Raw genomic sequence first — 24,700 nt, 5'->3', positions numbered from 1 at the left:
TTGCAGTAATTTCTTATCTTGGTCTGTATATTATTACTGGCCATAATTATTGATTGATTTTGAAACCGTTATTACTGCTGCTATTCGTATTCTCGTTGTCTTCTTGTGCTTTCTTTGGGAAGAAAAAGGACTTTCCTGAAGGCAATTACCAAATGATATTGGGCTATTCAAATGAAGAGTATCATAAAGTAAAAAGAGAATCACCCCAAAATGTCGAGGCAGATACCTATGGTAATGATCCTACGATATATCGGTCCTTTCTCTCTCTCCATGATAAAGACAAGTTTGTCATGGCGATCGATGATATCTTACTCTTCGGTAAGTATAGATTCAACGGCGATCGATTAGAATTGACCGATGAGAAAAAAGGTAGCCTCGCATTAGATATTATTAAGGTAAAAAGCGATTTTGTTCAGCTGAGAGGTGATTTTTCACAGTTTAGCTCAGCACGTATACCCACTAGCGAAAGACTTTATATCAACTTTGCGTTAGATAAAACCCCTATCCGGGAGACCCCCAGCAAATTTGATAGCCAAGTGAATCTATGGCGAAATGCCCCTGTAAAATCAGAAAGTGAAAAGGAGATAAAAGCTAGGGCATTGAATTTTGTAGATTATTCTATCGCTTATTTCCAACACATATCAAGTTCTGGTACACATCACGATTATCGAATGGATGGTGTTGAATCACCCATTATTTATGCTGAGAATGGCATTGTGCTCAAGGCATGGGCAGATGTTCCCGATTCTTGGAAGGAATTATTTTACAACGAAAAAAATGCATTAGTCGCCTATCAATATTTATTTGATGGTTTTAAATTTGGATCGAAAGAGGAGTACCATGTTACAGGACTCTTATTGATCACATTTTATCTCAAAAATCTACGGAATTCCCTGGCAGCGAATCTTTAGCCAATCCTGTTGTGGCATAGTCAATATCTTCGCTGTCGATGATCCTCGATCGTTAATTTTATCTGTTTTTTTAAGTCTTTTACTTTTGGTGGAGCGTAAATTCCTGTTGTTGACTGGGAATAAACCTGAAGCCGCATTTATTGCAGTCTTTTTGCCGCTATTTTTGCCTTTTCGAAAAAATATTTTTGTCTTTTGATTTTTTAAAACGATATTAGCAACGCTTATAGAGAAAGGCCGAGGGACTAGACCCGTTGAAGCCTTAGCAACCTGTATTGTTCAAGGTGCTAAATTCTACCCTACTCCATGTGGGAAAGATAAGTTACATGTAGATAAACGATTCCTCGACTTGTGCGTTTCGATGTAAGCCAACCAAACTAAAAACAGTTTTTTAATGAAGATTATCGATCATATCCAGAATGCCAAAGGAAAAACATTGTTTTCTTTTGAGCTATTGCCACCGGCAAAAGGGCAGGGCATCCAAAGTATTTTTAAAACCATGGATGAACTGATGGAGTTTAAACCTCCTTTTATCGACGTAACCTACCATCGGGAAGATTATATCTATAAAGAGCATGCGAGTGGATTACTGGAACGCGTTTCCTATCGTAAACGTCCTGGGACAGTGGCGATATGTGCTGCAATCATGAATAAATATAAAGTAGATGCGGTGCCCCATTTGATATGTGGTGGTTTTACAAAAGAGGAAACTGAAAATGCCCTGATCGATTTGAACTTCCTGGGGATAGATAACGTCTTGGTATTGCGGGGAGATGCACGTAAAGGCGATGCCGATTTCATACCGAGCGATGGTGGACATGCTTTTGCAACAGACCTATTGGAACAGGTAACTGATATGAATAAAGGAAAGTATTTGCATGAAGACATTATCACATCGGAAAAGACTGATTTTTGCATCGGAGTAGCGGGATATCCCGAAAAGCATTTTGAATCGCCAAATTTCAATACTGATTTTAAATATCTGAAACAAAAAGTCGATATGGGAGCAGAGTTTATTGTGACTCAGATGTTCTTTAATGTTGAAAAATACAAAGAGTTTGTAACAAAATGTAGAGACAATGGAATCCATGTGCCTATTATTCCAGGATTAAAACCATTGACAACGAAAAAGCAGTTGGTGACCTTACCAAGGATATTTCATTTAGATATTCCGGAGGAACTGAGCGATGCTGTTTCAGCATGTAAAACGAATGCCGACGTCAGACAAGTCGGTGAGGAGTGGTTGGTGCAACAATGTCAGGAGCTGATTAAATTTGGCGCTCCGGTATTACATTTCTATACGATGAGTAATCCTGGTCCAACAAAGAAAATTGTTGAAAAACTAGCCTAACTCATAAAAATAATACGAAAAGGGAGCCAATAAGCTTCCTTTTTTTATTGTAATATTAGTTGTGAAAGCCCGAAATAAGTCCATAATTTCGATAGTGTGGTTTAGGTCGGTCTCTATATTCAGGGTTGAGTAGCCTGTTTATAGTCAGATACTTGTGTTAAATAGTGTTAATTAACTTATTGGAGTCAGGATAACTTTTTAACTTAAAGTGCTAAAAAGGATTTTAACAATAGACCAAATTGACCTTATGAAGTACACTAGATTAAATTCTCTACTCGGCTTTGCTTGCGGACTAATTGCTACATGTGTATATATCGCCACCGTTGAAAAGACGGTAAGCTGGTGGGATTGTGGTGAATTTATTGCCTGTGCCTACAAGCTAGAAGTGGCACACCAACCGGGAGCACCATTATTTCTTCTTATTCAGAATATATTTTCCAACCTGGCTTTTGGTAATGCAGGTAAAATTGCCTATTGGATGAATATTGGATCCGCAATCTGCAGTGGGCTTACTGTTACATTTTTATTCTGGACGATAACAGCAATTGCCAAAAGGATACTCAACAGGCAAGAGAAAGTTCAATTATCGAATTATTTCCAAATTTTTGCTGCGGGTTTAGTTGGTGCAATGGCTTTCTGCTTCAGTGATTCATTCTGGTATTCGGCTGTTGAATCTGAGGTATATGCGATGTCTTCATTGTGTACAGCGATTGTTTTTTGGGCAATTTTAAAGTGGGAAGTGCGTGCAGATGAAGAAGGTAGCGATCGTTGGCTGGTTTTTATTGCTTTTGTTATGGGCCTTTCAATCGGAGTGCACCTATTAAATCTGTTGGCAATCCCGGCTATAGCGATGGTTGTCTATTTCAGAAGAGCAGGACAGGTTAATGCGAAAGGTACAGTAAAAGCTTTCCTGGTAGGAGTGCTGATCTTGGGGGCCGTTTTGTGGGGAATTATTCAATGGTTGGTCGGTCTAGCTGCTAAAGTGGATCTCTTATTTGTAAACTCGCTAGGTTTGGGCTTTGGCTCAGGCATCTTCTTCATGTGTCTGCTGTTGGGGGGCTTCCTCATTTATGGCCTATATTATTCTTATAAAAAGCAGCAATATACACTCCATACCGGACTACTGGTCTTTTGTTTTATTCTATTTGGGTATAGCTCCTATACCATGGTTTTGATCCGTGGAAAAGCGAATCCCTCGTTAAACAATAATGCGCCAGACAATGTGTTTTCTTTTTTGGGTTATCTGAGCCGGGAGCAATATATCCGGGAACCTTTACTCAAAGGACCCAATTATGATTCACAGGTCGTTGGTGTCGAGAGTAAAACCGGTTATCGCAAAGATGAATCAGGTTATATTCCTTTTAGTCAGGTCGATAAGTATACGTTTGATAAGGAAACTTTCTTTCCCCGCATATATAGTCAAGATGGAGCCCATCAAGCTTATTATAGGAGTTACCTCAATTTGAAGGAGGGGCAGCAGCCACAATTCTCTGATAATTTTAAGTTCTTTTTTAATTTTCAACTGGGCGATATGTATACCCGATATTTCTTGTGGAATTTTGTCGGTAGACAGAATGACAGGCAGGGGTATGGGACCTATAGTGACGGCAACTGGTTGTCGGGGATTAAACCATTGGATAATTGGCGTTTGGGGGGGCAAGATAAAATATCCCAATCACAGAAGCATGACCCGAGCCGGAATACCTATTTTTTCCTTCCACTGCTACTGGGAATAGCCGGAGCGATCTGGTTGTACCGGAACAATAAACCTTATACCTTGGTCTTGACCTTACTGTTTGTGTTTACGGGAATAGCGATCGTTGTTTATCTCAACCAAACTCCTATGCAACCTCGGGAACGAGATTATGCTTACGTAGGATCTTTTTATGCGTTTGCGATCTGGATCGGACTGGGAGCAATAGCATTTGTTCGGTTTCTCAACCGTTTTGTACAAACAAGGTATGCGTTAGCGACAGGTATTTCTTTCGCTTTATTGGGCGGTCCCATTATTTTGGCCCATCAAAATTGGGATGATCATAATCGTTCTGAAAAATCGCTGGCAAGGGACATGGCACGTAATTATTTAGAATCCTGTGCTCCAAATGCTATTCTATTTACCTATGGAGATCATGATACATTTCCTGTATGGTATTTGCAAGAAGTGGAAGGAGTACGTCCGGATGTTCGGGTTGTGGTATTAAGTTATCTGACTGGCGATTGGTATATGCAACAGGCCAAGCAGCCGACGTATCAAGCGGCAGGTCTTCCCGTGACGATCCCAGCTGAAAAGACGAAAAAAGGCGTTCGTGATTATATCCCTTTTGTGGATAGACAACTTGACAATGCGGTAGATATACAGCAACTATTACAGTTTGTCACATCGGATGATCCCGAGTATAAAGTTCAGTTGAATTCCGGTGATATGGAAAACTATTTCCCTTCCAAGAAGGTCCAATTGCGCATTGATAAAGAGGAGGTGGTTAAGAAAAAAGCGGTTCCAGCTTATTTTCAGGGCGCTATTGTTTCTGCAATGGAATGGGAAATTCCGAATGATCATCTGACCAGGGCGGATTTAACCTTGTTATCGGTGCTTGAAAATAACCATTGGGACAGACCAATATATTTTTCGAACATGCTGCCAAGTGACATTAAATTGGGCCTGGATAAATACCTGGTCAATGAAGGCTTTACTTCCCGATTGATGCCCGTCGCTGCTACAGATCAGTCGACAGGAAAACGAAATGAGCAGGCCGGGCTAGTTAACATGGAAGCATTATATAACAATATTATGCATACGTATCATTGGGGCAATGTTAAAAATGCACAGTATTTAGATACAGATTCGTTTCGCTTTACAAGTATGTACGCCCGTGATATATTTGGAAAAGCCGCCCGGATGCTCTTGGCCAATGGTCAGGTCAAACAAGCTGGGGAAGTAGCAAAAAAAGCATACGATCAATTACCAGATCGCGTATATGCGATGTCGGATGCCATCAATTATGCCGATATTATCGATAGTCTATATCGTTCGGGACAACCTCAGCTAGCCAACAGGATGATGGACCGAAACCTTGATTATGTGGCTGAAAATATGGAGTATCTACATCAGTTGGTGTCGGATAAGAAAAACCTGAGCTTCGAGTGGAATGATATTCAGACCGGTTTGGACTCTGTAGACCGGTATAAGGCTATTTTATTGGAAGCAAAAGATACCAAGCGATTGGCACGTGTTGAGCGCTTGAGACAGCAATATCAAAATTGGTACGGAGTAGAATAATTTTGATGACACACTGAACCAAATTTACGCGGTCTGCCTAAACGGTAAATTGACTGCTATACTTGAGGTAAAAAAACCAGATGAGGCCTCTTCTAAAATATTGGAAGAGGCCTCGATACATATAGGATAGGGAATGAGCCAAATGATTAGAATTTCATGCCGACACCAAAGCCGAGCAGGAAGGGATTGATGTCAACTTTTGCCGGTATGGATAAGTTAGGTGCAAGATTTGATGCATCAACATTGACATCGGTTTTTAAAAGAATGTACTTCGCATCCAAATTCACGAAATATTTTTCAGATAGCTTAAAATCAATTCCCAGTTGAGTCGCAAAACCGAAAGCATTATCGTATTTTACATTTTTTACCGTTTGTCCCGCGTTGACGCTATAGAATATTGTATAATTTATTCCTGCACCTACATAAGGTTTAATGGCACCATCGGGGAAGAAATGATACTGAGCTGTCAGTGTGGGTGGAAGGAGCCATACACTGCCAAGATCGACATTGCTGGATGAACTACCACCAATGGCAGTTAAATTTGAACCGGTTGTATTAACTTTATGTTTTGTAGTCCCAAGGATCAATTCCGCAGCAATGTTTTTTGTGAAGAAATAGGTGAAGTCCAGTTCAGGGATAAATTTCGTATTGATGTCGACGTCTCCGCCTATGGTATTAATATTGGCCGATTCGTTTGGCATGACTGTCACACCTCTGAGTCTCATTTGCCAGCGTTGATTAGGGATTGTTTGTGCCTGTAAACTTAGTGCGCCTAGAGTGAGTGTTAGTGCAATTAAAAGTAGCTTTTTCATATCATTAAGGGTATTTTGTTTGCTGTAAAACTATTGCTAAAATCACGGCAAAAGAGTGACGATAATCAGGTTGAAAAATGAATGATACGATGTTTTTCTTATTGCAGATGATGTACCTTTATAAATTACTGCTGTAAAAAAAGAGAAGTACGGGAGGGCATAAATCGTCTCTTGTAGTTTTTCAGTTCGAAGAAAGTAAAAGAGCAGGCAGTTTTCAAGCAGTTATCTGGATTGAGAACGGGCTAACCTGATAAAAGGTGGTCATTTTCGAGCAGGAGTGGATTCTTTGCGAAGCTTTATGCTATGAGCGCTGATGTTTCAAGAGGTTGACAGAGCTGTAGTTTAGCAAGATTAATGGGGATATAAATCCGGCATGTTGGAGAATATTGGGGATAAGAATACACCATAAAAAGAAGAGGTTGGAATCACTTCCAACCTCTTCTTTTTATAGGTTACGGTTTTACGCGTTTTTCTTTACTTCCTTACCCCAAGAGTCTTTTAATGTAACCGTACGGTTAAAGACTAAATGAGCTGGAGTTGAATGTGTATCTAAGGTAAAATACCCCAATCGTATAAACTGATATCCTTTCCCCGGGGTTGCATTTGCAAGATCCGGTTCAATGTAAGCACGTTCAATAATATGTAGGCTTTCAGGATTTATCGATGCTTTAAAATCTTCTGCAGCAGCAGGATTTTCATCATTGAACAATCTGTCGTACAATCTCACTTCGGCTTCTTTTGCATGTGGAACCGAGATCCAGTGGATTGTTCCTTTTACTTTTAATCCCGAAGTGTCTTCTCCTGATTTTGAGTTTGGAACATACGTACAATGAACTTCCGTTACATTGCCGTTTTCATCTTTCACAAAATCATGACAGGTGACGATGTAAGCATGTTTCAAACGTACGGAAAGCCCAGGGCCTAAACGGAAGAATTTTTTTGGTGCATCTTCCATAAAATCATCGCGCTCTATCCAGAGCTCTTTTGAAAATGGAATAGAGCGTGAACCTTCACCACCTTCGACTTCTGGATTGTTCTCGCCAACAAGATCCTCGACCTGACCATCAGGATAGTTTGTGATCACCAATTTGATCGGATCAAGAACAGCCATTCTGCGCCATGCCGTTTTGTTGAGATCCTCACGGATACAAAATTCCAAAAGGCTGACATCGATCATGTTTTCCCGTTTTTGAACACCGATTTTTTCACAGAAGTTGCGGATACTTGCAGGTGTATACCCTCTTCTGCGCAATCCTGAGATCGTAGGCATACGCGGGTCGTCCCAGCTTTCAACAAACTTCTCATTGACCAACTGCAGCAATTTACGTTTACTCATGACGGTATAAGTCATATTCAAACGTGCAAATTCGTATTGTTTGGAAGGGAAAATCTCTAATTTATCAATACACCAATCATAAAGTGGACGGTGTGGAATAAATTCCAACGTACAGATCGAATGTGTAATTTTCTCAATGGAATCTGATTGTCCATGCGCAAAATCATACATTGGGTAGATACACCATTGATTCCCTGTTCTGTGGTGATGTGCATGTTTGATGCGGTATAACAAAGGATCACGCAAATGCATATTCGGGCTAGCTAAATCAATCTTTGCGCGTAGCACTTTTTCACCATCTTGGTATTTACCGGCACGCATAGCCGCGAATAAGGTTAGATTTTCCTCAATAGACCTATCGCGATAGGGAGTTGGAACACCCGGTTCTGTTGGGGTACCTTTTGCTGCTGCAATTTCTTCAGCAGTACTGTCGTCGACATAAGCTAGACCTTTTTTAATTAGATCAACGGCATAACTATATAGTGTCTCGAAATAATCTGAAGTATATAATTCCTCTGCCCACTGGAATCCAAGCCATTGAATATCTTTCTTGATACTTTCAACATACTCAGTGTCCTCAGTGACAGGGTTAGTGTCATCAAAACGTAGATTAGTCTTGCCATTATACTGCTGTGCTAATCCAAAATTCAAGCAGATGGATTTGGCGTGACCAATGTGGAGGTAACCATTTGGCTCAGGAGGAAAACGTGTCAATACACGTCCGCCATGCTTCCCTGTACGAAGATCCTCTTCGACAATTTCCTCGATAAAATTTAATGATTTTTCTTCACTCATAATACAAAGTTAATTATTCGCCGTGAAATATTAGCTAGCAGATCGTAGATATTCGGCTTAGCATGAGTGGTTGAATATGCCAGCTGTATCTGTTGGAATGGAGAGACTTAATAACGTTGGGATATGAAATAAAAAAGGGACGAAATTTCGTCCCTTTTTACCGATTTTTATTACTACTCTATTTATAAGCGAAGACTTCACCTAGCTCATCATTATTGGTAAAGGTACAATGTTGATCGATCAATTCTCCCGTGCCGATATTGATAATCATTCCATGTACCGCAAGATCATTACGCTCTTTCCATGCGTTTTGGATAATCGACGTCGCACAAAGATTGAAAACCTGTTCTTGTACGTTGAGCTCGATTAAGCGATTTACTTTTTTATCATGTTCCTGGATCGCATCGATCTCTGCGCTATGTAAGCGATAGACATCCTTGATATGGCCCAACCAGTTGTCAATAATACCATACTGCTTACGGCTTAAAGAAGCCGCAACACCACCGCAGCCATAGTGACCAGCGATAATCACATGTTTTACTTTCAGCACATTCACGGCATAGTCTAATACGGAAAGCATACTCATATCCGAGTGAATAACCATGTTGGCAATATTACGGTGAACGAAAACCTCCCCTGGCTTTGTACCTGTCAATTCATTTGCGGGTACACGGCTATCTGCACAACCGATCCAAAGAATTTCCGGATTTTGACCTTTAGCAAGTTGTTGGAAGCGTCCCGTAGCGTCATTCTTTACAAATTCCATCCACTCTTTATTTCCCTTTATGATATTGTCAAATCCTATTTTTAAATCTTTATTTTCCATATTCTTCTTATTTCACTCTTGCCCAAAGGCATCGTTTCGATTTTATTATAATAATACAAATGTCTAAATTCATTGTTTACTTCAAACAACTTATTTTTTATTGAAAATCTGTTCTTGATGTTCAATAATCCTTCCTCTTATTTCAACCAAGGATTGATGGTAGAACGATGGAAGGTAATGGCTTACGCGATACGTGGAAAACCTTTCCCTTATGAGGAGGGTTTTTTATAGACAACCTGCAAAAGCTCGATGTCTTTTCCCTTACTTCTCGCGTTCTGCTCAAAATCTTTTATGACTTCGATGACATCCTTGTCTATAAATTTACTGAATGTTCCATCGATGCGGATCTTACTGATAGATTTTGGTAAGCTGTATAATTTCTGTTGGATCGGAACCTTGTTCAAAAAGGATACTTCCTCCGCTAATGTAATGACGGCCTTATCTTCTTCATTGTCTTTTTCAACATTATATTTGAAAGCATTTTTCATATTTGCTCTCAAAATATAGAATGTCGCCACGACAATACCTATTCCTACACCCATAAGAAGGTCGGTAAACACGATCGCTACAATGGTGACAAAAAATGGAATAAATTGATCTAAGCCTTTTTTGTACATTGAGGTGAATAGACTTGGTTTAGCCAATTTATACCCTGTATGGAGAAGGATAGCCGCTAAACAGGCTAAAGGAATCATATTCAGCATTGTTGGGATAGCGAGCATAGCGACCAATAGCCACATACCATGCATGATAGCAGACTGTCTCGTTTTTCCACCTGCATTGACGTTTGCTGATGAGCGTACGATAACGGATGTTAAGGGTAGACCACCTAGAAGTCCGCTGGTCATGTTACCGATTCCTTGTGCAACGAGTTCACGGTTGGTTGGCGTATTTCTTTTGTAAGGGTCTATTTTATCAACCGCCTCGATACTCAATAAGGTTTCTAGACTTGCAATAATTGCAATCGTAAATGCAGCTATCCACACATCTTTGTTGACAATCTGTGTGAAGTCCGGTAGGGTAAATAATCCTGTGAATTCAGCAAAAGAACCTACAATAGGGACCAAAACAAATTGTTTATCATGCAATTGAAGCGCTGAACCGTTGAAAAAATAAGCTAAGCTTACGCCCAGAATCACGACAACCAATGGGGCCGGAACCTTATTAAGCTTTGGAATAGATGGCCAGAAGATTAGGATTGCCAATGATAGTGCACAGATGATTAATGCCCCAAAGTTGATCGCAGAGGCGATCGTATCAAAATAGGCGCCAATACCATGTCCATTGTCCATTTCGAAGGCATGTGTTTCCACTAAGCCCAATGCCAAAGGAATCTGCTTCATGATAATTGTGATACCGATCGCAGCAAGCATACCTACAATGACCGCTGAAGGGAAATAATTGCCGATCATCCCGGCTTTTAATATGCCAAGAATGATCTGTACTACACCAGCGATCACGACGGCAAGTAGAAAGGTTTCATATGCACCTAGGCTCTGAATAGCACCTAAGACAATAACGGTAAGGCCAGCAGCTGGCCCACTTACACTGAGTGGTGATTTACTGATTGAAGCGACAACGATTCCACCAATTACACCAGTCAATAATCCTGCAAACAATGGCGCACCAGAGGCCATTGCAATTCCCAAACATAATGGAAGTGCCACCAAAAACACCACAACACTAGCAGGGAAGTCATATTTTAAGTCTCTTTTCGATAGTTTCAGAAAAGCCGACGTACGAGTTCCAAACATAAAATTTGTGTTTATCTATAAATAAAGTTTTCATCAGGCAAACTTTAGCTAGCTGTAGCTTTGTATCGTTATATCATATGACCTTCAATAGCATTGACAAAGCGTCTTGCTGAGAAAGCTCAACGATAAGACTCAACCAAGCTAAAGCAGATAAGGTTACTTCAGAAAAATCAAGGATACCGCACATGCTTTATCTTTTGCATGCGGGTCGATGGAAATACATCCCTAACTCAGGGATGCCTGTATTAACAGTTAGGAGGCGGTGTTGGAACCGTAGGATGGAAAGCTAAAATGCTTTTCTCATTTTTAAGATAATTCTTCTGTTTTCCTTGGTTCTCAACGGTAATGGTTTCAAATACAATAGGTTCTTCTGTTTTTGTATTGAAAAATTTTGAGGCGGTTTCAAGTGTATCGTTACTTGCACCGTTATTGTTTTCGATTTCCAGTTGTAAAACGACTTGTAAGATGGTGCTTTGATCTAAGCTGTTGGAAAAAATAGGCGAAATAGAAATGGCCATCTTTGTGAAAAAGATGATAGCACAAAGGAATGCTGCCACAAATCTAAATCTCTTATTTAACATTTTTTATTACCTTTAATCTTACTGTTTTACATCGTAAAAATAGTAATTCTATGTTAAATTCAAATTAATAGTGCACTAAAAATAAAATTTGGCACGAAATTGTGACGAAGAGATTATTTTTTGAAAAGTTTTCAATTTTTTTTGATTTATAAATATTAAGCCTTTCATATGGCAAATAAAGAACAATTTATTGAGAAGGTCCAGGCCTCCTATAATCCCAAAGGAGCATTTATCTATCTGGGAGCGGGAATGCTCAATGGTGAAATTTTGGCTGAAGCGAAAGTGAATTTAGCCTTGAAAATGATGAACCGTCACGGACTTATTGCCGGGGCCACCGGAACCGGTAAAACGCGTACGTTGCAATTGATCGCCGAACAGTTGTCGGATGCCTCTGTACCTGTATTTATGCTGGATGTCAAAGGCGATCTATCAGGCTTAGCAGAACCAGGTGTCACCAATCAGGCCCTTATTGATCGGGGAAACGCTGTGGGGGTGCCGTTTGAGCCGTCGTCGTTTCCCGTTGAACTGTATTCACTTTCTGGCAATAAGGGGATTCCTATGCGGATTACCGTAGAAGATTTCGGACCGGTCTTGCTGGGCCGGATCCTGGAGCTCAATGAAACACAAACAGGGGTATTGGCCGCGATGTTTAAATATGCGCAAGATCATCAAATGCCATTGATCGATTTTTCAGATACTAAAAAACTGCTAAGCTACCTTTCAGAAGGACCCGGTAGCGAAGAAATCAAAAGCGATTATGGTAAGATTAGTTCCGCCAGCTCAGGAACTATCCTGCGTAAGATCGTCGCCCTGGAGCAGCAAGGTTTGGCTCATATCTTTGGCGAGAAAGAGTTTGATATCAACGATTTGTTTCAAAAAGTAGATGGTAGGGGCGTGATTAGCCTGTTGAATATTTCCGATGTGCAGGATCAGCCCATACTGTATTCTACATTCTTATTGAGTTTGTTGGCACAATTGTTTAAAAATATGCCCGAAGTTGGCGACCTGGATAAACCGAAGCTGGTCTTTTTCTTTGATGAAGCCCATCTGCTGTTCAACGGAGCTCCTAAAGCCTTTTTGACACAGGTGGATCAGATTATTCGTCTTATCCGTTCGAAGGGGATTGGTGTTTTCTTCTGTACACAGTCTCCAACCGATGTGCCGGAGTCTGTATTGGCGCAATTGGGAAATCGGGTACAGCATGCATTGCGTGCCTTTACACCCAATGATGCTGAAAACTTAAAGAAGACAGTTAAAACGTATCCAAAATCTGATTTTTATGAAATTGATCAGGTGTTGACCGCTTTGGGGACGGGACAGGCATTGATTACCGTATTGAATGACAAAGGTATTCCTACAGAGGTTGTTGCTACGCATTTGGTACCGGCACGTGCCGTGATGGGGCCTGCAGCTGATGCAACAATCAACCAGATTATCAATCAGTCTGATTTGAAAGCTAAATACCAGGAGCGACAAGAAAATCGTTCTGCAGCTGAAATCATAGATGAAAGAATGCAGGCAGCGGAGCAGGAACAACAACGTGCGGCACAGGAAAAAGAAGCAGAGAAGGCAAGTCGGCCTTCTTCCAGAAGACAGACGCCTTTGGAGGCTGCACAACGAACTGCGACAACGACTTTAGCACGGGAAGGCGTTAAGTTTTTGGGTAAATTAGCGACGGGTTTATTAAACGCATTCTTAAAAAAGAAATAACAATAATTTTTTGATTCTTTTCGTTTCAATACTATACCTTTGAAGGTGGAGCTGAACTTAGCTAGATTTGCTTTTAAGGGCAAATTTAGCTAAGTTTGCGGACGAAAAGAAAATTCTATTAACGCAATTTAAATATGAGTAAACCAACCCTTTTGATTTTGGCAGCAGGAATGGCTAGCCGGTATGGTTCTTTAAAACAAGTAGACGGTTTTGGCCCACACGGCGAGACAATTATTGACTATTCAATTTACGATGCCATTCGCGCAGGATTTGGAAAAGTTGTATTCATTATCCGGGAAGAATTTCTGGAAAAGATGAAATCGGTATTTGATGAAAAATTGAAAGGTAAAATAGAAGTAGATTACGCTTTTCAAGATTTTGACCTAACGAAATTCGGTGTTAGCCACGTTATCGAAAGAACTAAACCTTGGGGTACTGCCCATGCGGTGATGAGCGCTAAGGATAAAGTGCATGAACCTTTTTGTGTAATCAATGCAGACGATTTCTATGGCTCGGATTCTTTTCAAAAAATGGCCCAATTCTTAACAACCGAAGTCTCTGATGAGCAAATGTCATTGATGGGCTTCCAGGTAGGAAATACCATGTCTGATTATGGTTATGTTTCACGCGGAGTATGTGAGGTTACCCCTTCTGGACACATGGAAAGTGTAACTGAACGTACAAATATATACTACAAAGGTGAAGGTGACGATCGTAAAATCGTTTATGAAGAAAATGGTGTTGAAACAGATCTAGATCCAAAAACCCGTGTTTCGATGAATTTTTGGGGTTTTACACCAAAGATTTTCGAAGTGGCGCAGGCGATGTTCCCTGCATTTGTTGAGGAAAATAAGGAGAATTTAAAAGCAGAATTTTTCATTCCTTCCGTACCGGATTATATGGTGAAACATAAGTTGGCTGATTTTAAAGTGATCCCAACGTCTTCGAAATGGTTTGGCGTAACTTATAAAGAAGATAAACCTATCGTACAAGAATCGATTTCGAAATTAGTAGCTGATGGAATATATCCTGAAAAGTTATTTTAAGAGCTAAAAGAAATAGCTTATATTGAACCTGTATTGTCAAGCAATACAGGTTTTTTTTGACCTGTGGGCTAGATTAATTGAGCGGAAATAGATCTTAGATGAAAAAAATTCTTAAGGTGTTTGGTTATATTATTTTAGGATTGTTGTCTTTTTGTGTGCTCTATATTGTTGCTGAATACAGTCTGTCAAGGATTTCGGCTCCAAAGAAGAATATAGACGAAGAGAAGACGATTCAGGTTTTTGTTCAGTCCAATGGTATTCATACCGATATTGTATTGCCTGTCGTTAACGAAGATATGGATTGGTCGCAACTATTTCCTTATGGGAATACAGTTGGGAAACATAGCGGATATCGGTATGTGGGTATCGGTTGGGGTGATAAAGGATTCTATTTGGATACACCAGAATGGAAGGATCTAAAAGCATCGACGGCTTTTGTTGCTGCCTTTGGATTGGGGGAGTCTGCCATTCATGTGACCTATTACAATTCGGTTCAACAGGATGAGTTATGTTTTGCTTATCAAATCAGTAGATCCCAATACCGGGATCTGATAAAGTATATAGAAGATTCGTTGGATCGAAATCAAGCGGAAACTATTTTGGTGAAAACAGACGCACAGTATGGTGACTCAGACGCTTTTTATGAAGCAAAAGGAGCCTATAGCATGTTTTATTCCTGCAATACCTGGACAAATAATGCCTTAAAGAAGGCGGCTATGCCAGCAGGTATATGGGCGACATTGGACAAAGGAATATTAAGTCACTATAAGCATAAGAAGTAGCTAGAAATCCATAAGCAGGATCTCGTTGAATGTGAAGTGAGATAGTGAAAATGATAGACATAAAAAAAGCTCCAGGATTAATCCCGGAGCTTTTTTTATGAGGAGGAGTGATTACTTCACTTCTTCGTAATCTACGTCAGTTACATCATCACCACCTTGGTTTCCACCTTGAGCTTGACCTGCATCACCTTGAGGTTGTTGTGCACCACCTTGAGAAGCAGCATACATTTCTTCAGAGGCAGCATTCCAAGCATTTTGCAATTCTTCGGAAGCAGCGTCGATATCAGCAAAGTTTTTCGCTTCGTAAGCAGCTTTTAATTTTGTTAAGCCAGCTTCAATTGGCGCTTTTTTATCTGCTGAAATTTTATCGCCATATTCTTTCAATTGTTTTTCAGTTGAGAAGATTAAAGCGTCAGCTGCATTTACTTTGTCAGCTTCTTCTTTCATTTTTTTGTCAGCATCAGCATTTGCTTCAGCTTCTTCTTTCATGCGTTTGATTTCGTCGTCAGACAAACCTGAAGATGCTTCGATACGGATATTTTGTTCTTTTCCAGTAGCTTTATCTTTCGCCGATACTTTGATGATACCATTCGCATCAATATCAAAAGTAACTTCGATTTGAGGAACGCCACGAGGAGCTGGTGGAATGTCATTCAAATGGAAACGGCCGATTGTACGGTTTTGGGTTGCCATAGGACGCTCACCTTGTAAGATGTGAATTTCTACAGATGGCTGATTGTCTGAAGCAGTAGAGAACGTTTCCGATTTTTTAGTTGGAATTGTTGTATTTGCTTCGATCAATTTAGTCATCACACCACCCATTGTTTCAATACCTAATGAAAGTGGAGTAACATCCAATAATAAAACGTCTTTTACTTCACCTGTCAATACACCACCTTGGATAGCAGCACCTAAAGCTACAACTTCATCAGGGTTTACACCTTTAGAAGGTTCTTTTCCGAAGAATGCTTTTACAGCTTCAACGATTGCAGGGATACGAGTAGAACCACCTACTAAGATAATTTCGTCAATATCAGATTTGCTGAAACCAGCATTTTTCAATGCAGACTCACAAGGAGCAATTGTTCTCTTGATCAAGTCAGCTGCCAAAGCCTCAAATTTAGCGCGTGATAATGAACGAACTAAGTGTTTTGGACCAGTTGCATCAGCAGTGATATATGGCAAGTTGATTTCAGTAGAAGTTGCGCTTGATAATTCAATTTTCGCTTTCTCAGCAGCTTCTTTCAAACGTTGCAATGCCATTGGATCTTTTTTCAAGTCAAAGCCATTGTTTTCACTTTTGAATTCTTCGTTCAACCAGTTGATGATTACGTTATCAAAGTCATCACCACCTAAGTGTGTGTCACCGTCAGTAGATTTAACTTCAAATACACCGTCACCTAATTCCAATACGGAAACGTCATGTGTACCACCACCACAGTCAAACACAGCAATTTTCATGTCTTTGTGTGCTTTGTCCAAACCGTAAGCTAAAGCTGCTGCTGTAGGCTCGTTGATGATACGTTTTACAGATAAACCAGCGATTTCACCAGCTTCTTTTGTTGCTTGACGTTGTGCGTCGTTGAAATATGCAGGAACTGTAATAACAGCTTCGGTTACTTCTTGACCTAAGAAATCCTCAGCTGTTTTCTTCATTTTTTGAAGAATCATTGCAGAGATCTCTTGTGGTGTATATTTGCGGTCATCAATTTCTACACGAGGTGTATTGTTGTCACCTTTAACGATATTATAAGGTACGTGTTCAGCTTCTTTCACAGCTTCATCGTATGAAAGTCCCATAAAACGCTTGATGGAATAAATAGTTTTATGCGGGTTAGTAATTGCTTGACGCTTTGCTGGATCCCCAACTTTGCGCTCGCCACCTTCTACGAAAGCTACGATCGAAGGAGTTGTACGTTTACCTTCGTTGTTCGTAATTACTACAGGCTCGTTACCTTCCATTACGGCAACACATGAGTTTGTAGTACCTAAGTCAATTCCTATAATTTTAGACATATCTTGTGTTTTAATTTTTTACTTAAATAAATTCTATCAGTCTATTATCAACCCTTATGCCAATCCAAAAGTTTTGTAAAAAAAACACTATTTGTCATCAATTTGTCTTTAGGTACTGCCAAACTGACATTTTCAATATACCAGTTGCTCTAATATCCTTTTTTTTGCTGACTCGTTTTGGCGATTACGTGGCATATATCTGCCAAAGATTTCCGAGAATTCGGCAAGTTTCATTTTTTTTGATTTCTTATCCCGCCAATCAGAAGGAACAAGTTTATTGGTATAGGCGATATTTGTAGCCCAATATTGAATGTGCATTTCTGGGATGACAAGACCCAATATCATTCCCGGGAGGCCATGACTCAAGGCTGGTCCTGCTGATACTGGGATTTCTTCCGAATAGTAAGCAATCAGATAAAGTGAGTCTTTGGTGGCGCCGTTGACTCTACGGCAGTTTACACCAGCAATATTGCGGAACTCCTCCGTGAAACGCCAAGTGATGCTGTCCAATGTTTCCGAAAGAATGTATTTTTCGTCGATGTCAAGCTGGATGTCTGCTGTACCCGCTTTCAGATCCTGGTAGAGGACTTTGCCATTCTTGTTGGCACCACCTCTAAACTGCCCCCTTTGGTTTCCTCCGATTCGGGTCGCGCCCTGAGATCTGCCCCCTCTGCCATTGGCCGAAGTTATCGTAGGGGCAGCCATTTTTACTTCAGCACGTTGTTTTTCGGTACCCTGGCTTTCCTCGGGCATCAACACGGTAGAATTCTCATCAAAGTAGAAGTTTAATTTTTCTGTATGTGAATCCGGTACCTTGTCGAGATATTCGACCATTCCCATACCTCTGTCCATCCCTTTCGAGCTCATGTCGTTGGACATCTGCCGTATGCGTGCTTTTGTGTAGGTGACTTTGTCAAAACTAATGGTACCCCTACTTCCAAAATAGGCGTATTGCGCCTGAAGCGATAAGCCACACAAACAGCAGATGATTACGGTTAAATATATTTTTTTAATCATTTCCTTTCCCTAGATATTTGTTAAAATCCCATTTTACACCGACCAAGAAATACTGTGTCAATACCTGTTGAACGGATTCGGAGTAGTTGGTATCACTCGCATTACGGCGTGTGTTGTTAAACGTATTGAAGAGGTCAAAGGCCTTTACACTGAGTGTCATGCTCTCATCTTTCAGTACTTTTTTCTCCAATTCGATATTGGTATAAAATTGATTGATTGATTTCTTATAAAGTTTCGTAGGTCCTGTATAGCTATAGAAGATGTTGGCCATGATATTAAACTTCTTCGGTAGAAAGTATTTGACATAGGCTGAGGTCCCACCTTGAAAACTTGTTGCATTGTATTGTGTGTTGATCGAGTTTTGCTGGATATTAAAGCCTGCGTTTGCAGAAAGGTCGAAATCGAATCCTTCTGAATCTTGCTCATTTAAGCTTGAACCTAGGCTAAAGTTGGTATTCTTTGCATTGTTCAGCAGAAACTCGCCGCCGGATTGTCCGCCTTCAAATTTGGTGTAGCTATAGCTGTTGTTAAATCTAACGTTTGCACTTTTGTTAAAATTGATACGACGATTGGCCAAGGGCTGCATATGGTTGATATTCAGACCGCCATTCCAGTTGGATTTACCAGATAGATTTTCATAAGTACTGATCTGGGCAGAGTTGTCAAGTATGGTTGTTTTGTTGACAATCGGATTAGTTACGAAAGATAAGTTTCCGTTGATATTGATGTTGGTTCCTTTCAATAAACTGAAAGCATTATAATTGGCCGAAATATTATTGTTCACCGCGCGTTTTAGGTCCGGATTACCAACTTGTTGAAACAAAGGATTGGTCTGAGGTTGCAGTGGTTGTAGCTGATCGAAGGAGGGGATGATATTCGAACTTTGATAAGCTAAACGTATATTTTTGCTATTTGAAAGATGATAATTCGCATCAACATTTAAATTGTTGTCCCAAAAATTCCGGGCGAGATCGATTGACCTGTAACTATCATTTAACTTTTGATTCTTGTAGAACGTACGGTTTGAAAAATTGATTTCCAGCTTTTCTTTACGATAAGAAAAGTTAATATTAACACCTTGATTGGTGTTATTGTCAATCTGATTTTGAGAATACAGTGAATCAAACTTTTGCGTGATATTGTCTGTCGAATTTTGTGTGTTCGTATTCTTCGAATGATTAAAGCTATAACCTAGCGCCAAATTAATGTAATCGCTGATTCGGTTATTGAAGTTAATTGACGAGTTGAAGTCATTTCCGCTATTCCGTCCGTGCCGGTCTTGGTCAATAATTGTGCTATCTCCTGTTTTGTAGAAATAGGTTCGCGAATAGACTTTGCTGTCTGAATTTGACTCTTTATGGTTATTCCCGACCATTAGGTTTACAGAACGACCCGCTTTTAACCGTTTTCTATAATTTAAACGGAAATTATTGTTGGAGCTTGAAGAATTGGATTGATTGTTCTCCCTAAAGTCGCTGATCGGATTACCTGATCCGTCGCCCGTTTTGCTGTCTGTGTAGGTTAGATTAGCGTTGTTGGCCCAATTGGCATTGGATTGAAGTTCCATAGTTTGCGTGGAATCCAGTCGCATGTTAAGGGTTGACCTTAAACCATTGCTTCGACTATGCCTTTCATTATCGTTTTTGCTGTTTTTTTCCTGAATGGACTCGTCTGGCAGTACATTCTTATTGTAAGTCTCCGAGTGATTCCTGTTGCTGTTGTTGTCGTAACCATAGTTGGCATTGACTTTTAGGGCTTTTTTGAAGAACTGATTTTCATAATTGGCGCCAAGGTTTGTGTTCAGTGGTGCGCCCGTAATTTGGTTGTTCATGCGTAGAGAGCCTTCACGGCCGCTTGAACTGCCCATGTTGTTGTGACTCGCGGTGATGCCAATCCGCTCAGTCTTATTAAATTTGGCCGCAAAGAGATTTCCCGCATACAATTCTTTTGATCCAGCCAATGCTTCCATGTTTCCAAAGATACCCTTTCTTGCTTTCTCTTTGAGTACAACATTAACTGTCTGGATTCTTACGCCATCATCGATACCTGACAGCTCAGCCTCCTCCGATTTTTTCTCATAGAGCTGCACCTTGTCAACGGCATCTGCCCGTACATTTCGAATGGCTATTTTAGGATCATAACCAAAAAATTCTTCCCCATCAATAAAAACCTTCTGTACTGATTTCCCTTGAGCAGTGATACTTCCGTCTCCCGTAACCGTAAAACCGGGTAGACGGCGTAGTAAATCTTCTAACTTCGCATTCTTTTCTGTTGCAAAACTCGCCGCATCATATTCGATGGTGTCGCCTTTCAGTGTAATTGGAAGACGTCGGGTGACAATCACCTCCTGCAAAACATTTCTTTGGGAATTTATTTTGATATCATGCAAATCGAGATCTTTGTCTGCAATTTGGATCGTATCACTATATAGTTCAAACTTGGGGTACGTGGCCAAAATAATATAGCTCCCGGGTTTGATATTTTTGACCTGGAATTTTCCCTCTTCATTGGCTCGGTTAAAATAACGGAGGACTGAATCGCGGTTCAGTAAAATGATGGAAGCATTGGTTAGGGGCTTGTCATCCGCCTTGTCTAGAATCCTCCCCTTGATGTTTATTTGGGAGTAAGCACTGTTGATGACGATAAATAGTAAAAGTATTAATTGAACTAATCTTTTCATGTACGGGTTGTATCTTTCAAATATAATTTACTTAATCGTTAATAAATGTAAAACATCTCTTCTGAATGTAAAATCTTTGGTATACAAGGTAGAGGAAATCACATTTCTTCTTGCTGTACATGTACTTTTTGAGCATCATTTTTTTTATTGCATTCAATACAGATTGTTGGCGGAAGGTTTTTTGAGAAAGTTAGAAGTAAAATTTACCTTTGCACAAAATTGGTATTATGACGTTTGAAAATTACTTACAACAATTCGAAGATATCTTAAATCATCCTGAGAATCACCCTACCTATCAAGATGATGAATATTATCAGTACACAAAAATGAACTGGACAAGAATGGGCCGTTGGTTAAAACGCTTTGAACCAACGTCGACTTTTGAACAATTTGTGGAGTCAATTACTGAAAAGCAACAATGGATCATTATTACTGAACCTTGGTGTGGGGATGCAGCGCATTCGGTGCCTATGTTGGCGAAGATGGCCTCAAAAAATCCCAATATTACCGTGGATATCCAACTGCGTGACAGCGCTCCGTTTCTGATCGATTCTTATTTAACCAACGGAGGTAAATCTATTCCAATTCTGGTGATACGTAATGAACAGGGACAGGATTTGGCTGTCTGGGGTCCAAGACCGCAAGCCTGCCAGGAGCTGTTTTTGAATATGAAAGCGCAAGGGGCAGATTTCTCCGAAATCAAAGAGGAGATTCAAAAGTGGTACAATGCCGATAAAGGAACCGAAATCCAAAAGGAAATCCAGGCTTTGCTAGAAAAATAAGAAAAAATACATCTTTATAATAGACTGGCAATTTTAAAGTTTAACCGGATAATCATCTCAGGAGTAGACCTGGTCTTTCCTGAGCATGGTTTGAAAAAGTGAAAGAATTCGCTGTAACAGTCCGCGTTTAACTTTGGTATAGGTAAGCCTATTTCAGTATAATATATTCTGCCTTTTAACGCTGCTTGTTCGGTGCTTCCTCGGTACTTGTTCGGTACTCATTCGGAGCTTCTTCGGTTACAAGCGAAGAAGCTCCGAATGAGTACCGCTTCATATCCGTCGATAATTCCTATAAAGGCCGAAGTTGTCCTATCCTTTTCATTGTCTAATTCCAGTTTATTCCGCATTTGTTTTTCTTTGTATCCGTATTGCTTTATTGCCAATAGATTTAATATCGCCTTTGCTAAAGATTAAAAGATTTTAAGTAAAACGACCCGCTGTTTTTGTTAGCTTTATATGAATTATTGCCCATTTTATGGTGGGCATTCAGATTAGCTTAAGCGATAACTAAAACTAAAAAAAATATGAACATTGAAGATCTGAGGGAATATTGTTTATCTATTGGACCAGTTATGGAAGAGACGCCATTCGGTCCGGATACACTGGTATTTAAGGTTGGCGGCAAGATTTTTTTATTGGTGGGACTAGATCAGATTGATCAGCTGCGGTTTAATGTGAAGTGTAATCCCGAATGGGCAATCGAACTGCGTGAAAGGCACGAACACACAGTGCTTCCCGGGTATCATATGAATAAAAAGCATTGGAATACCATTATTGCCAATCGGGAACTTGATGATAGAAAGCTTGAAGAGTTGATTTTGCATAGCTATCAACTTATTGTCGAAAGCCTGCCCGCGAAGATTAGACAAGAAATTAGCGGGCGCTAAGTGTGTTTTACGTGTAAAGAATTAGTTGCTTGGTGCATAAAAGGAGTTAAAAGAGCTGTTTTTGGAGTGAGGAATGGTAGCTTTGCCAAATCGATGTATCGCTCAATAACATCGATCATTAAATTTACACTAAATATTATTTTTATGAAACGAACACGAAATTACTCGTGGGTAATCTGTTTTATGCTTCTTTTCAGTTTGGGAAGTTGTATAAAGGAAGAAGCGCTTAATATGGAAGCGGATATTGTCGGTGTTCATGCCGATGAAGATGTCTTCTTGCTGAACCCGGTCATCTCAAATACGCAAGTTACACTTTATCTTCAGCCCAATATTCATGATCTTACCAAGTTGAATTTGACTTTTGACCTGACTCCTGGTGCCTCCATTGAGCTTTTGAAGGATTCTTTGAAAATGCCTGTCGGAACTCAGGATATGAATAAAGCAATCGTTGATGAATTGCTAAAAAACGGCGTATATTATAAAGTTACGTCCGAAGATCATCAGTTTACAAAGAACTACCTGATTAAAATTGTGAAAACAGATGGTGGATTTGTTCCAACAGAATATGGTTTTGAAGATACGGCGATCGATAAGGATGATAAATACACCATATTTTATAATAAAATTGATGGTCAGGATTTCTATAATTGGGCTTCCGGAAATCCAAGTTTCTCCTTGACACTGAGCTTAGGGGGAGGTACAAAGGAACCCGAATCATATCCTACTAAAACGAGTTCGGATGCACATTCAGGATCGAAAGCGGCTTTACTGGAAACGAAGTTGACCGGTGCTTTTGGGGCGATGTTCAAGAAACCTATTGCTGCCGGAAATCTTTTTATAGGAGCGTTTGATACGGGACCTGTATTGACAGATCCACTTTCGGCAACGCAGTTTGGTCTTCCTTTCAATCAGATACCGTTGGTTTTGGAAGGTTACTATAAATATAGTCCAGGCGCGAATGTGACGGATGAAAACATGAAACCGGTCAATACCAAAGATTCCTGTGATATCTATGCGGTTTTTTATAATCGCAAGCAGCTGATGGATTCGGAACCTGATCCGAAGAAGAAAGTTTCCTATTTGACCGGACATAATATTTTGAAAGATCCAAGTATAGTGGCTATAGCCAGGCTGGAAAATGGTGGCGCAACAGCGACCGATGGTTTTGTCAAGTTTACATTGCCATTTAAGTACACGGCGAAAGTAAATGATGCTGACGTTGCCAATTTGGATTATAGCATTGCTATTGTGATGTCTTCGAGTAAATATGGTGATAATTTTATTGGTGCTGTCGGTAGTAAGTTAACGGTGGATGATCTCAAAATTGTAACGAAGAAATAATGAAAATGATAAAATATACAATCGCACTGGCTGCGATGGTTTTGATAGGATCTGTTGCAAATGCTCAGGAAAATACATCGGGTGAAAGTAAATTAGGCTTCGATGTGATGGTTGGCGGTAAGATCGGCGGAGCAGCACCACTATCGTTGCCACGTGAAATTCGAAAAATTAAAAGCTATAATCCGAATGTTCCCTTTTTTGTCGGAGCAAGGGCAAACTATCATATTGATCCAAAATGGGGAGTATCTTTGGGACTCGTCTTCGAAGGAAAGGGAATGGATACAAAAGCGAGTGTTAAAGGATACAAGACGACATTCAATGCTGTGAATGATGCAAAAGAGGAGCTGAGAGGTTATTATACGGGTGATATTACAACCAAAGTGCATAATCTGTATCTGTCTGTGCCGATTCAAGCTACTTATCAGCTTTCAAATCGTTGGAATGTGCAGGCAGGTCCTTATATTTCTTTTGCGGTAAGAAAGCAATTCTATGGCGAGGCCTATAATGGCTATCTTAGACATGAAGAACCTACTGGAAATAAAATTGTTGTGGATAATGCCGATTATGATTTCTCGGAGAGTGTTAGGAGTATCGATGTTGGTATGAGTTTGGGGGCACATTATGCTATCGACAAAAGATTCTTTGCGTTGGCACAGTTGGATTATGGCTTCAATAATATTATGAAAACTGGATTTGAAAGTATTAGTTTCGGATTGCATAATATCTTTATGAATGTTGGTATAGGTTATAAATTGAAATAGTTTTCATATCCGTAAAAAAGAAATGGTCGATCCTAGGA

Annotated in this window: 18 protein-coding genes and 1 riboswitch; of the genes, 10 read left to right on the top strand and 8 right to left on the bottom strand. The window is 40.0% G+C overall.

Annotated elements, in window-relative coordinates; all coding sequences use genetic code 11:
• The first annotated feature begins 59 nt into the window (after positions 1-59).
• The 3 genes from M2419_RS17540 (at position 60) to M2419_RS17530 (ending at position 5,536) form a co-directional block, all read left to right on the top strand.
• Positions 60-911, top strand: a complete 852-nt coding sequence (locus M2419_RS17540; RefSeq protein ID WP_159727420.1) for a hypothetical protein — start codon at positions 60-62, stop codon at positions 909-911.
• 218 nt (positions 912-1,129) lie between these two features.
• A riboswitch (SAM riboswitch) is annotated at positions 1,130-1,232 on the top strand.
• 70 nt (positions 1,233-1,302) lie between these two features.
• Positions 1,303-2,259, top strand: a complete 957-nt coding sequence (locus tag M2419_RS17535; protein WP_153844338.1) for a methylenetetrahydrofolate reductase — start codon at positions 1,303-1,305, stop codon at positions 2,257-2,259.
• A 247-nt stretch (positions 2,260-2,506) separates the two neighbouring features.
• On the top strand, positions 2,507-5,536 hold the full coding sequence (locus tag M2419_RS17530; RefSeq protein ID WP_182330656.1) for a DUF2723 domain-containing protein: 3,030 nt from the start codon (positions 2,507-2,509) through the stop codon (positions 5,534-5,536).
• 146 nt (positions 5,537-5,682) lie between these two features.
• Here the strand turns inward: M2419_RS17530 and M2419_RS17525 are convergent, their stop codons facing one another.
• From M2419_RS17525 to M2419_RS17505, 5 genes are all read right to left on the bottom strand, one after another.
• Complete coding sequence (locus tag M2419_RS17525) at positions 5,683-6,348, bottom strand: OmpW family protein (RefSeq protein ID WP_088163182.1); 666 nt, start codon at positions 6,346-6,348, stop codon at positions 5,683-5,685.
• Positions 6,349-6,808: 460 nt separating this feature from the next.
• Positions 6,809-8,479 carry a glutamine--tRNA ligase/YqeY domain fusion protein gene (locus M2419_RS17520; protein WP_182330657.1) on the bottom strand — a complete coding sequence of 557 codons (1,671 nt, stop codon included), beginning with the start codon at positions 8,477-8,479 and terminating at the stop codon, positions 6,809-6,811.
• A gap of 178 nt (positions 8,480-8,657) precedes the next feature.
• A complete protein-coding gene (locus M2419_RS17515) occupies positions 8,658-9,305 on the bottom strand; it encodes a carbonic anhydrase (RefSeq protein WP_075994442.1) in 648 nt (215 codons plus the stop codon).
• Positions 9,306-9,514: 209 nt separating this feature from the next.
• Positions 9,515-11,059: a SulP family inorganic anion transporter gene (locus tag M2419_RS17510; protein WP_182330658.1), complete on the bottom strand. Its 1,545-nt coding sequence runs from the start codon at positions 11,057-11,059 to the stop codon at positions 9,515-9,517.
• 245 nt (positions 11,060-11,304) lie between these two features.
• Positions 11,305-11,640, bottom strand: coding sequence for a hypothetical protein (locus tag M2419_RS17505; protein WP_228280107.1), 336 nt, complete (start codon positions 11,638-11,640; stop codon positions 11,305-11,307).
• Positions 11,641-11,808: 168 nt separating this feature from the next.
• Here M2419_RS17505 and M2419_RS17500 point away from each other — a divergent pair, with 168 nt between their 5' ends.
• The 3 genes from M2419_RS17500 to M2419_RS17490 all read left to right on the top strand — a co-directional run bounded on the left by M2419_RS17500 (position 11,809) and on the right by M2419_RS17490 (position 15,178).
• Positions 11,809-13,350 carry a helicase HerA-like domain-containing protein gene (locus tag M2419_RS17500; RefSeq protein ID WP_182330659.1) on the top strand — a complete coding sequence of 514 codons (1,542 nt, stop codon included), beginning with the start codon at positions 11,809-11,811 and terminating at the stop codon, positions 13,348-13,350.
• A 134-nt stretch (positions 13,351-13,484) separates the two neighbouring features.
• Positions 13,485-14,396 carry a sugar phosphate nucleotidyltransferase gene (locus M2419_RS17495; protein WP_153844332.1) on the top strand — a complete coding sequence of 304 codons (912 nt, stop codon included), beginning with the start codon at positions 13,485-13,487 and terminating at the stop codon, positions 14,394-14,396.
• A 98-nt stretch (positions 14,397-14,494) separates the two neighbouring features.
• A complete protein-coding gene (locus M2419_RS17490) occupies positions 14,495-15,178 on the top strand; it encodes a TIGR02117 family protein (RefSeq protein WP_182330660.1) in 684 nt (227 codons plus the stop codon).
• Between the two features lie 111 nt (positions 15,179-15,289).
• Here the strand turns inward: M2419_RS17490 and dnaK are convergent, their stop codons facing one another.
• The 3 genes from dnaK to M2419_RS17475 all read right to left on the bottom strand — a co-directional run bounded on the left by dnaK (position 15,290) and on the right by M2419_RS17475 (position 20,891).
• Positions 15,290-17,194, bottom strand: coding sequence for a molecular chaperone DnaK (gene dnaK, locus M2419_RS17485; protein ID WP_153844330.1), 1,905 nt, complete (start codon positions 17,192-17,194; stop codon positions 15,290-15,292).
• Positions 17,195-17,326: 132 nt separating this feature from the next.
• On the bottom strand, positions 17,327-18,211 hold the full coding sequence (locus M2419_RS17480; protein ID WP_259255468.1) for a GLPGLI family protein: 885 nt from the start codon (positions 18,209-18,211) through the stop codon (positions 17,327-17,329).
• Positions 18,204-20,891, bottom strand: a complete 2,688-nt coding sequence (locus M2419_RS17475; RefSeq protein ID WP_259255467.1) for a TonB-dependent receptor — start codon at positions 20,889-20,891, stop codon at positions 18,204-18,206. The genes M2419_RS17480 and M2419_RS17475 overlap by 8 nt, the downstream gene beginning before the upstream one ends.
• 227 nt (positions 20,892-21,118) lie before the next feature.
• On the opposite strand from M2419_RS17475, the gene M2419_RS17470 reads away from it, so the two are divergent.
• The 4 genes from M2419_RS17470 to M2419_RS17455 all read left to right on the top strand — a co-directional run bounded on the left by M2419_RS17470 (position 21,119) and on the right by M2419_RS17455 (position 24,662).
• Positions 21,119-21,673 (top strand): thioredoxin family protein, encoded by a 555-nt coding sequence (locus M2419_RS17470; protein ID WP_153844327.1) that lies wholly within the window; start codon positions 21,119-21,121, stop codon positions 21,671-21,673.
• 524 nt (positions 21,674-22,197) lie between these two features.
• Positions 22,198-22,560: an MmcQ/YjbR family DNA-binding protein gene (locus M2419_RS17465; protein ID WP_159727412.1), complete on the top strand. Its 363-nt coding sequence runs from the start codon at positions 22,198-22,200 to the stop codon at positions 22,558-22,560.
• A 144-nt stretch (positions 22,561-22,704) separates the two neighbouring features.
• A complete protein-coding gene (locus M2419_RS17460) occupies positions 22,705-23,901 on the top strand; it encodes a PCMD domain-containing protein (protein WP_259255466.1) in 1,197 nt (398 codons plus the stop codon).
• Positions 23,902-23,906: 5 nt separating this feature from the next.
• Positions 23,907-24,662, top strand: coding sequence for a porin family protein (locus M2419_RS17455; RefSeq protein ID WP_259255465.1), 756 nt, complete (start codon positions 23,907-23,909; stop codon positions 24,660-24,662).
• Positions 24,663-24,700 lie beyond the last annotated feature (38 nt).

The organism is Sphingobacterium sp. BIGb0116, from assembly GCF_024808035.1.
Lineage (GTDB): Bacteria > Bacteroidota > Bacteroidia > Sphingobacteriales > Sphingobacteriaceae > Sphingobacterium > Sphingobacterium paramultivorum.
Note: the sequence above shows the minus strand (reverse complement) of the source record. Positions and strands in the feature narration are given on the sequence as shown.

Excerpts from the sequence above, each read along its gene's own strand:
- M2419_RS17455 (WP_259255465.1), top strand. The coding sequence starts at position 23,907 with ATGATAAAATATACAATCGCACTGGCTGCGATGGTTTTGATAGGATCT.
- M2419_RS17470 (WP_153844327.1), top strand. The coding sequence starts at position 21,119 with ATGACGTTTGAAAATTACTTACAACAATTCGAAGATATCTTAAATCAT.
- M2419_RS17500 (WP_182330659.1), top strand. The coding sequence starts at position 11,809 with ATGGCAAATAAAGAACAATTTATTGAGAAGGTCCAGGCCTCCTATAAT.
- M2419_RS17480 (WP_259255468.1), bottom strand. The coding sequence starts at position 18,211 with ATGATTAAAAAAATATATTTAACCGTAATCATCTGCTGTTTGTGTGGC.
- M2419_RS17475 (WP_259255467.1), bottom strand. The coding sequence starts at position 20,891 with ATGAAAAGATTAGTTCAATTAATACTTTTACTATTTATCGTCATCAAC.
- M2419_RS17465 (WP_159727412.1), top strand. The coding sequence starts at position 22,198 with ATGAACATTGAAGATCTGAGGGAATATTGTTTATCTATTGGACCAGTT.
- M2419_RS17495 (WP_153844332.1), top strand. The coding sequence starts at position 13,485 with ATGAGTAAACCAACCCTTTTGATTTTGGCAGCAGGAATGGCTAGCCGG.
- M2419_RS17515 (WP_075994442.1), bottom strand. The coding sequence starts at position 9,305 with ATGGAAAATAAAGATTTAAAAATAGGATTTGACAATATCATAAAGGGA.
- M2419_RS17525 (WP_088163182.1), bottom strand. The coding sequence starts at position 6,348 with ATGAAAAAGCTACTTTTAATTGCACTAACACTCACTCTAGGCGCACTA.
- M2419_RS17530 (WP_182330656.1), top strand. The coding sequence starts at position 2,507 with ATGAAGTACACTAGATTAAATTCTCTACTCGGCTTTGCTTGCGGACTA.
- dnaK (WP_153844330.1), bottom strand. The coding sequence starts at position 17,194 with ATGTCTAAAATTATAGGAATTGACTTAGGTACTACAAACTCATGTGTT.
- M2419_RS17520 (WP_182330657.1), bottom strand. The coding sequence starts at position 8,479 with ATGAGTGAAGAAAAATCATTAAATTTTATCGAGGAAATTGTCGAAGAG.
- M2419_RS17535 (WP_153844338.1), top strand. The coding sequence starts at position 1,303 with ATGAAGATTATCGATCATATCCAGAATGCCAAAGGAAAAACATTGTTT.
- M2419_RS17460 (WP_259255466.1), top strand. The coding sequence starts at position 22,705 with ATGAAACGAACACGAAATTACTCGTGGGTAATCTGTTTTATGCTTCTT.
- M2419_RS17510 (WP_182330658.1), bottom strand. The coding sequence starts at position 11,059 with ATGTTTGGAACTCGTACGTCGGCTTTTCTGAAACTATCGAAAAGAGAC.
- M2419_RS17490 (WP_182330660.1), top strand. The coding sequence starts at position 14,495 with ATGAAAAAAATTCTTAAGGTGTTTGGTTATATTATTTTAGGATTGTTG.
- M2419_RS17505 (WP_228280107.1), bottom strand. The coding sequence starts at position 11,640 with ATGTTAAATAAGAGATTTAGATTTGTGGCAGCATTCCTTTGTGCTATC.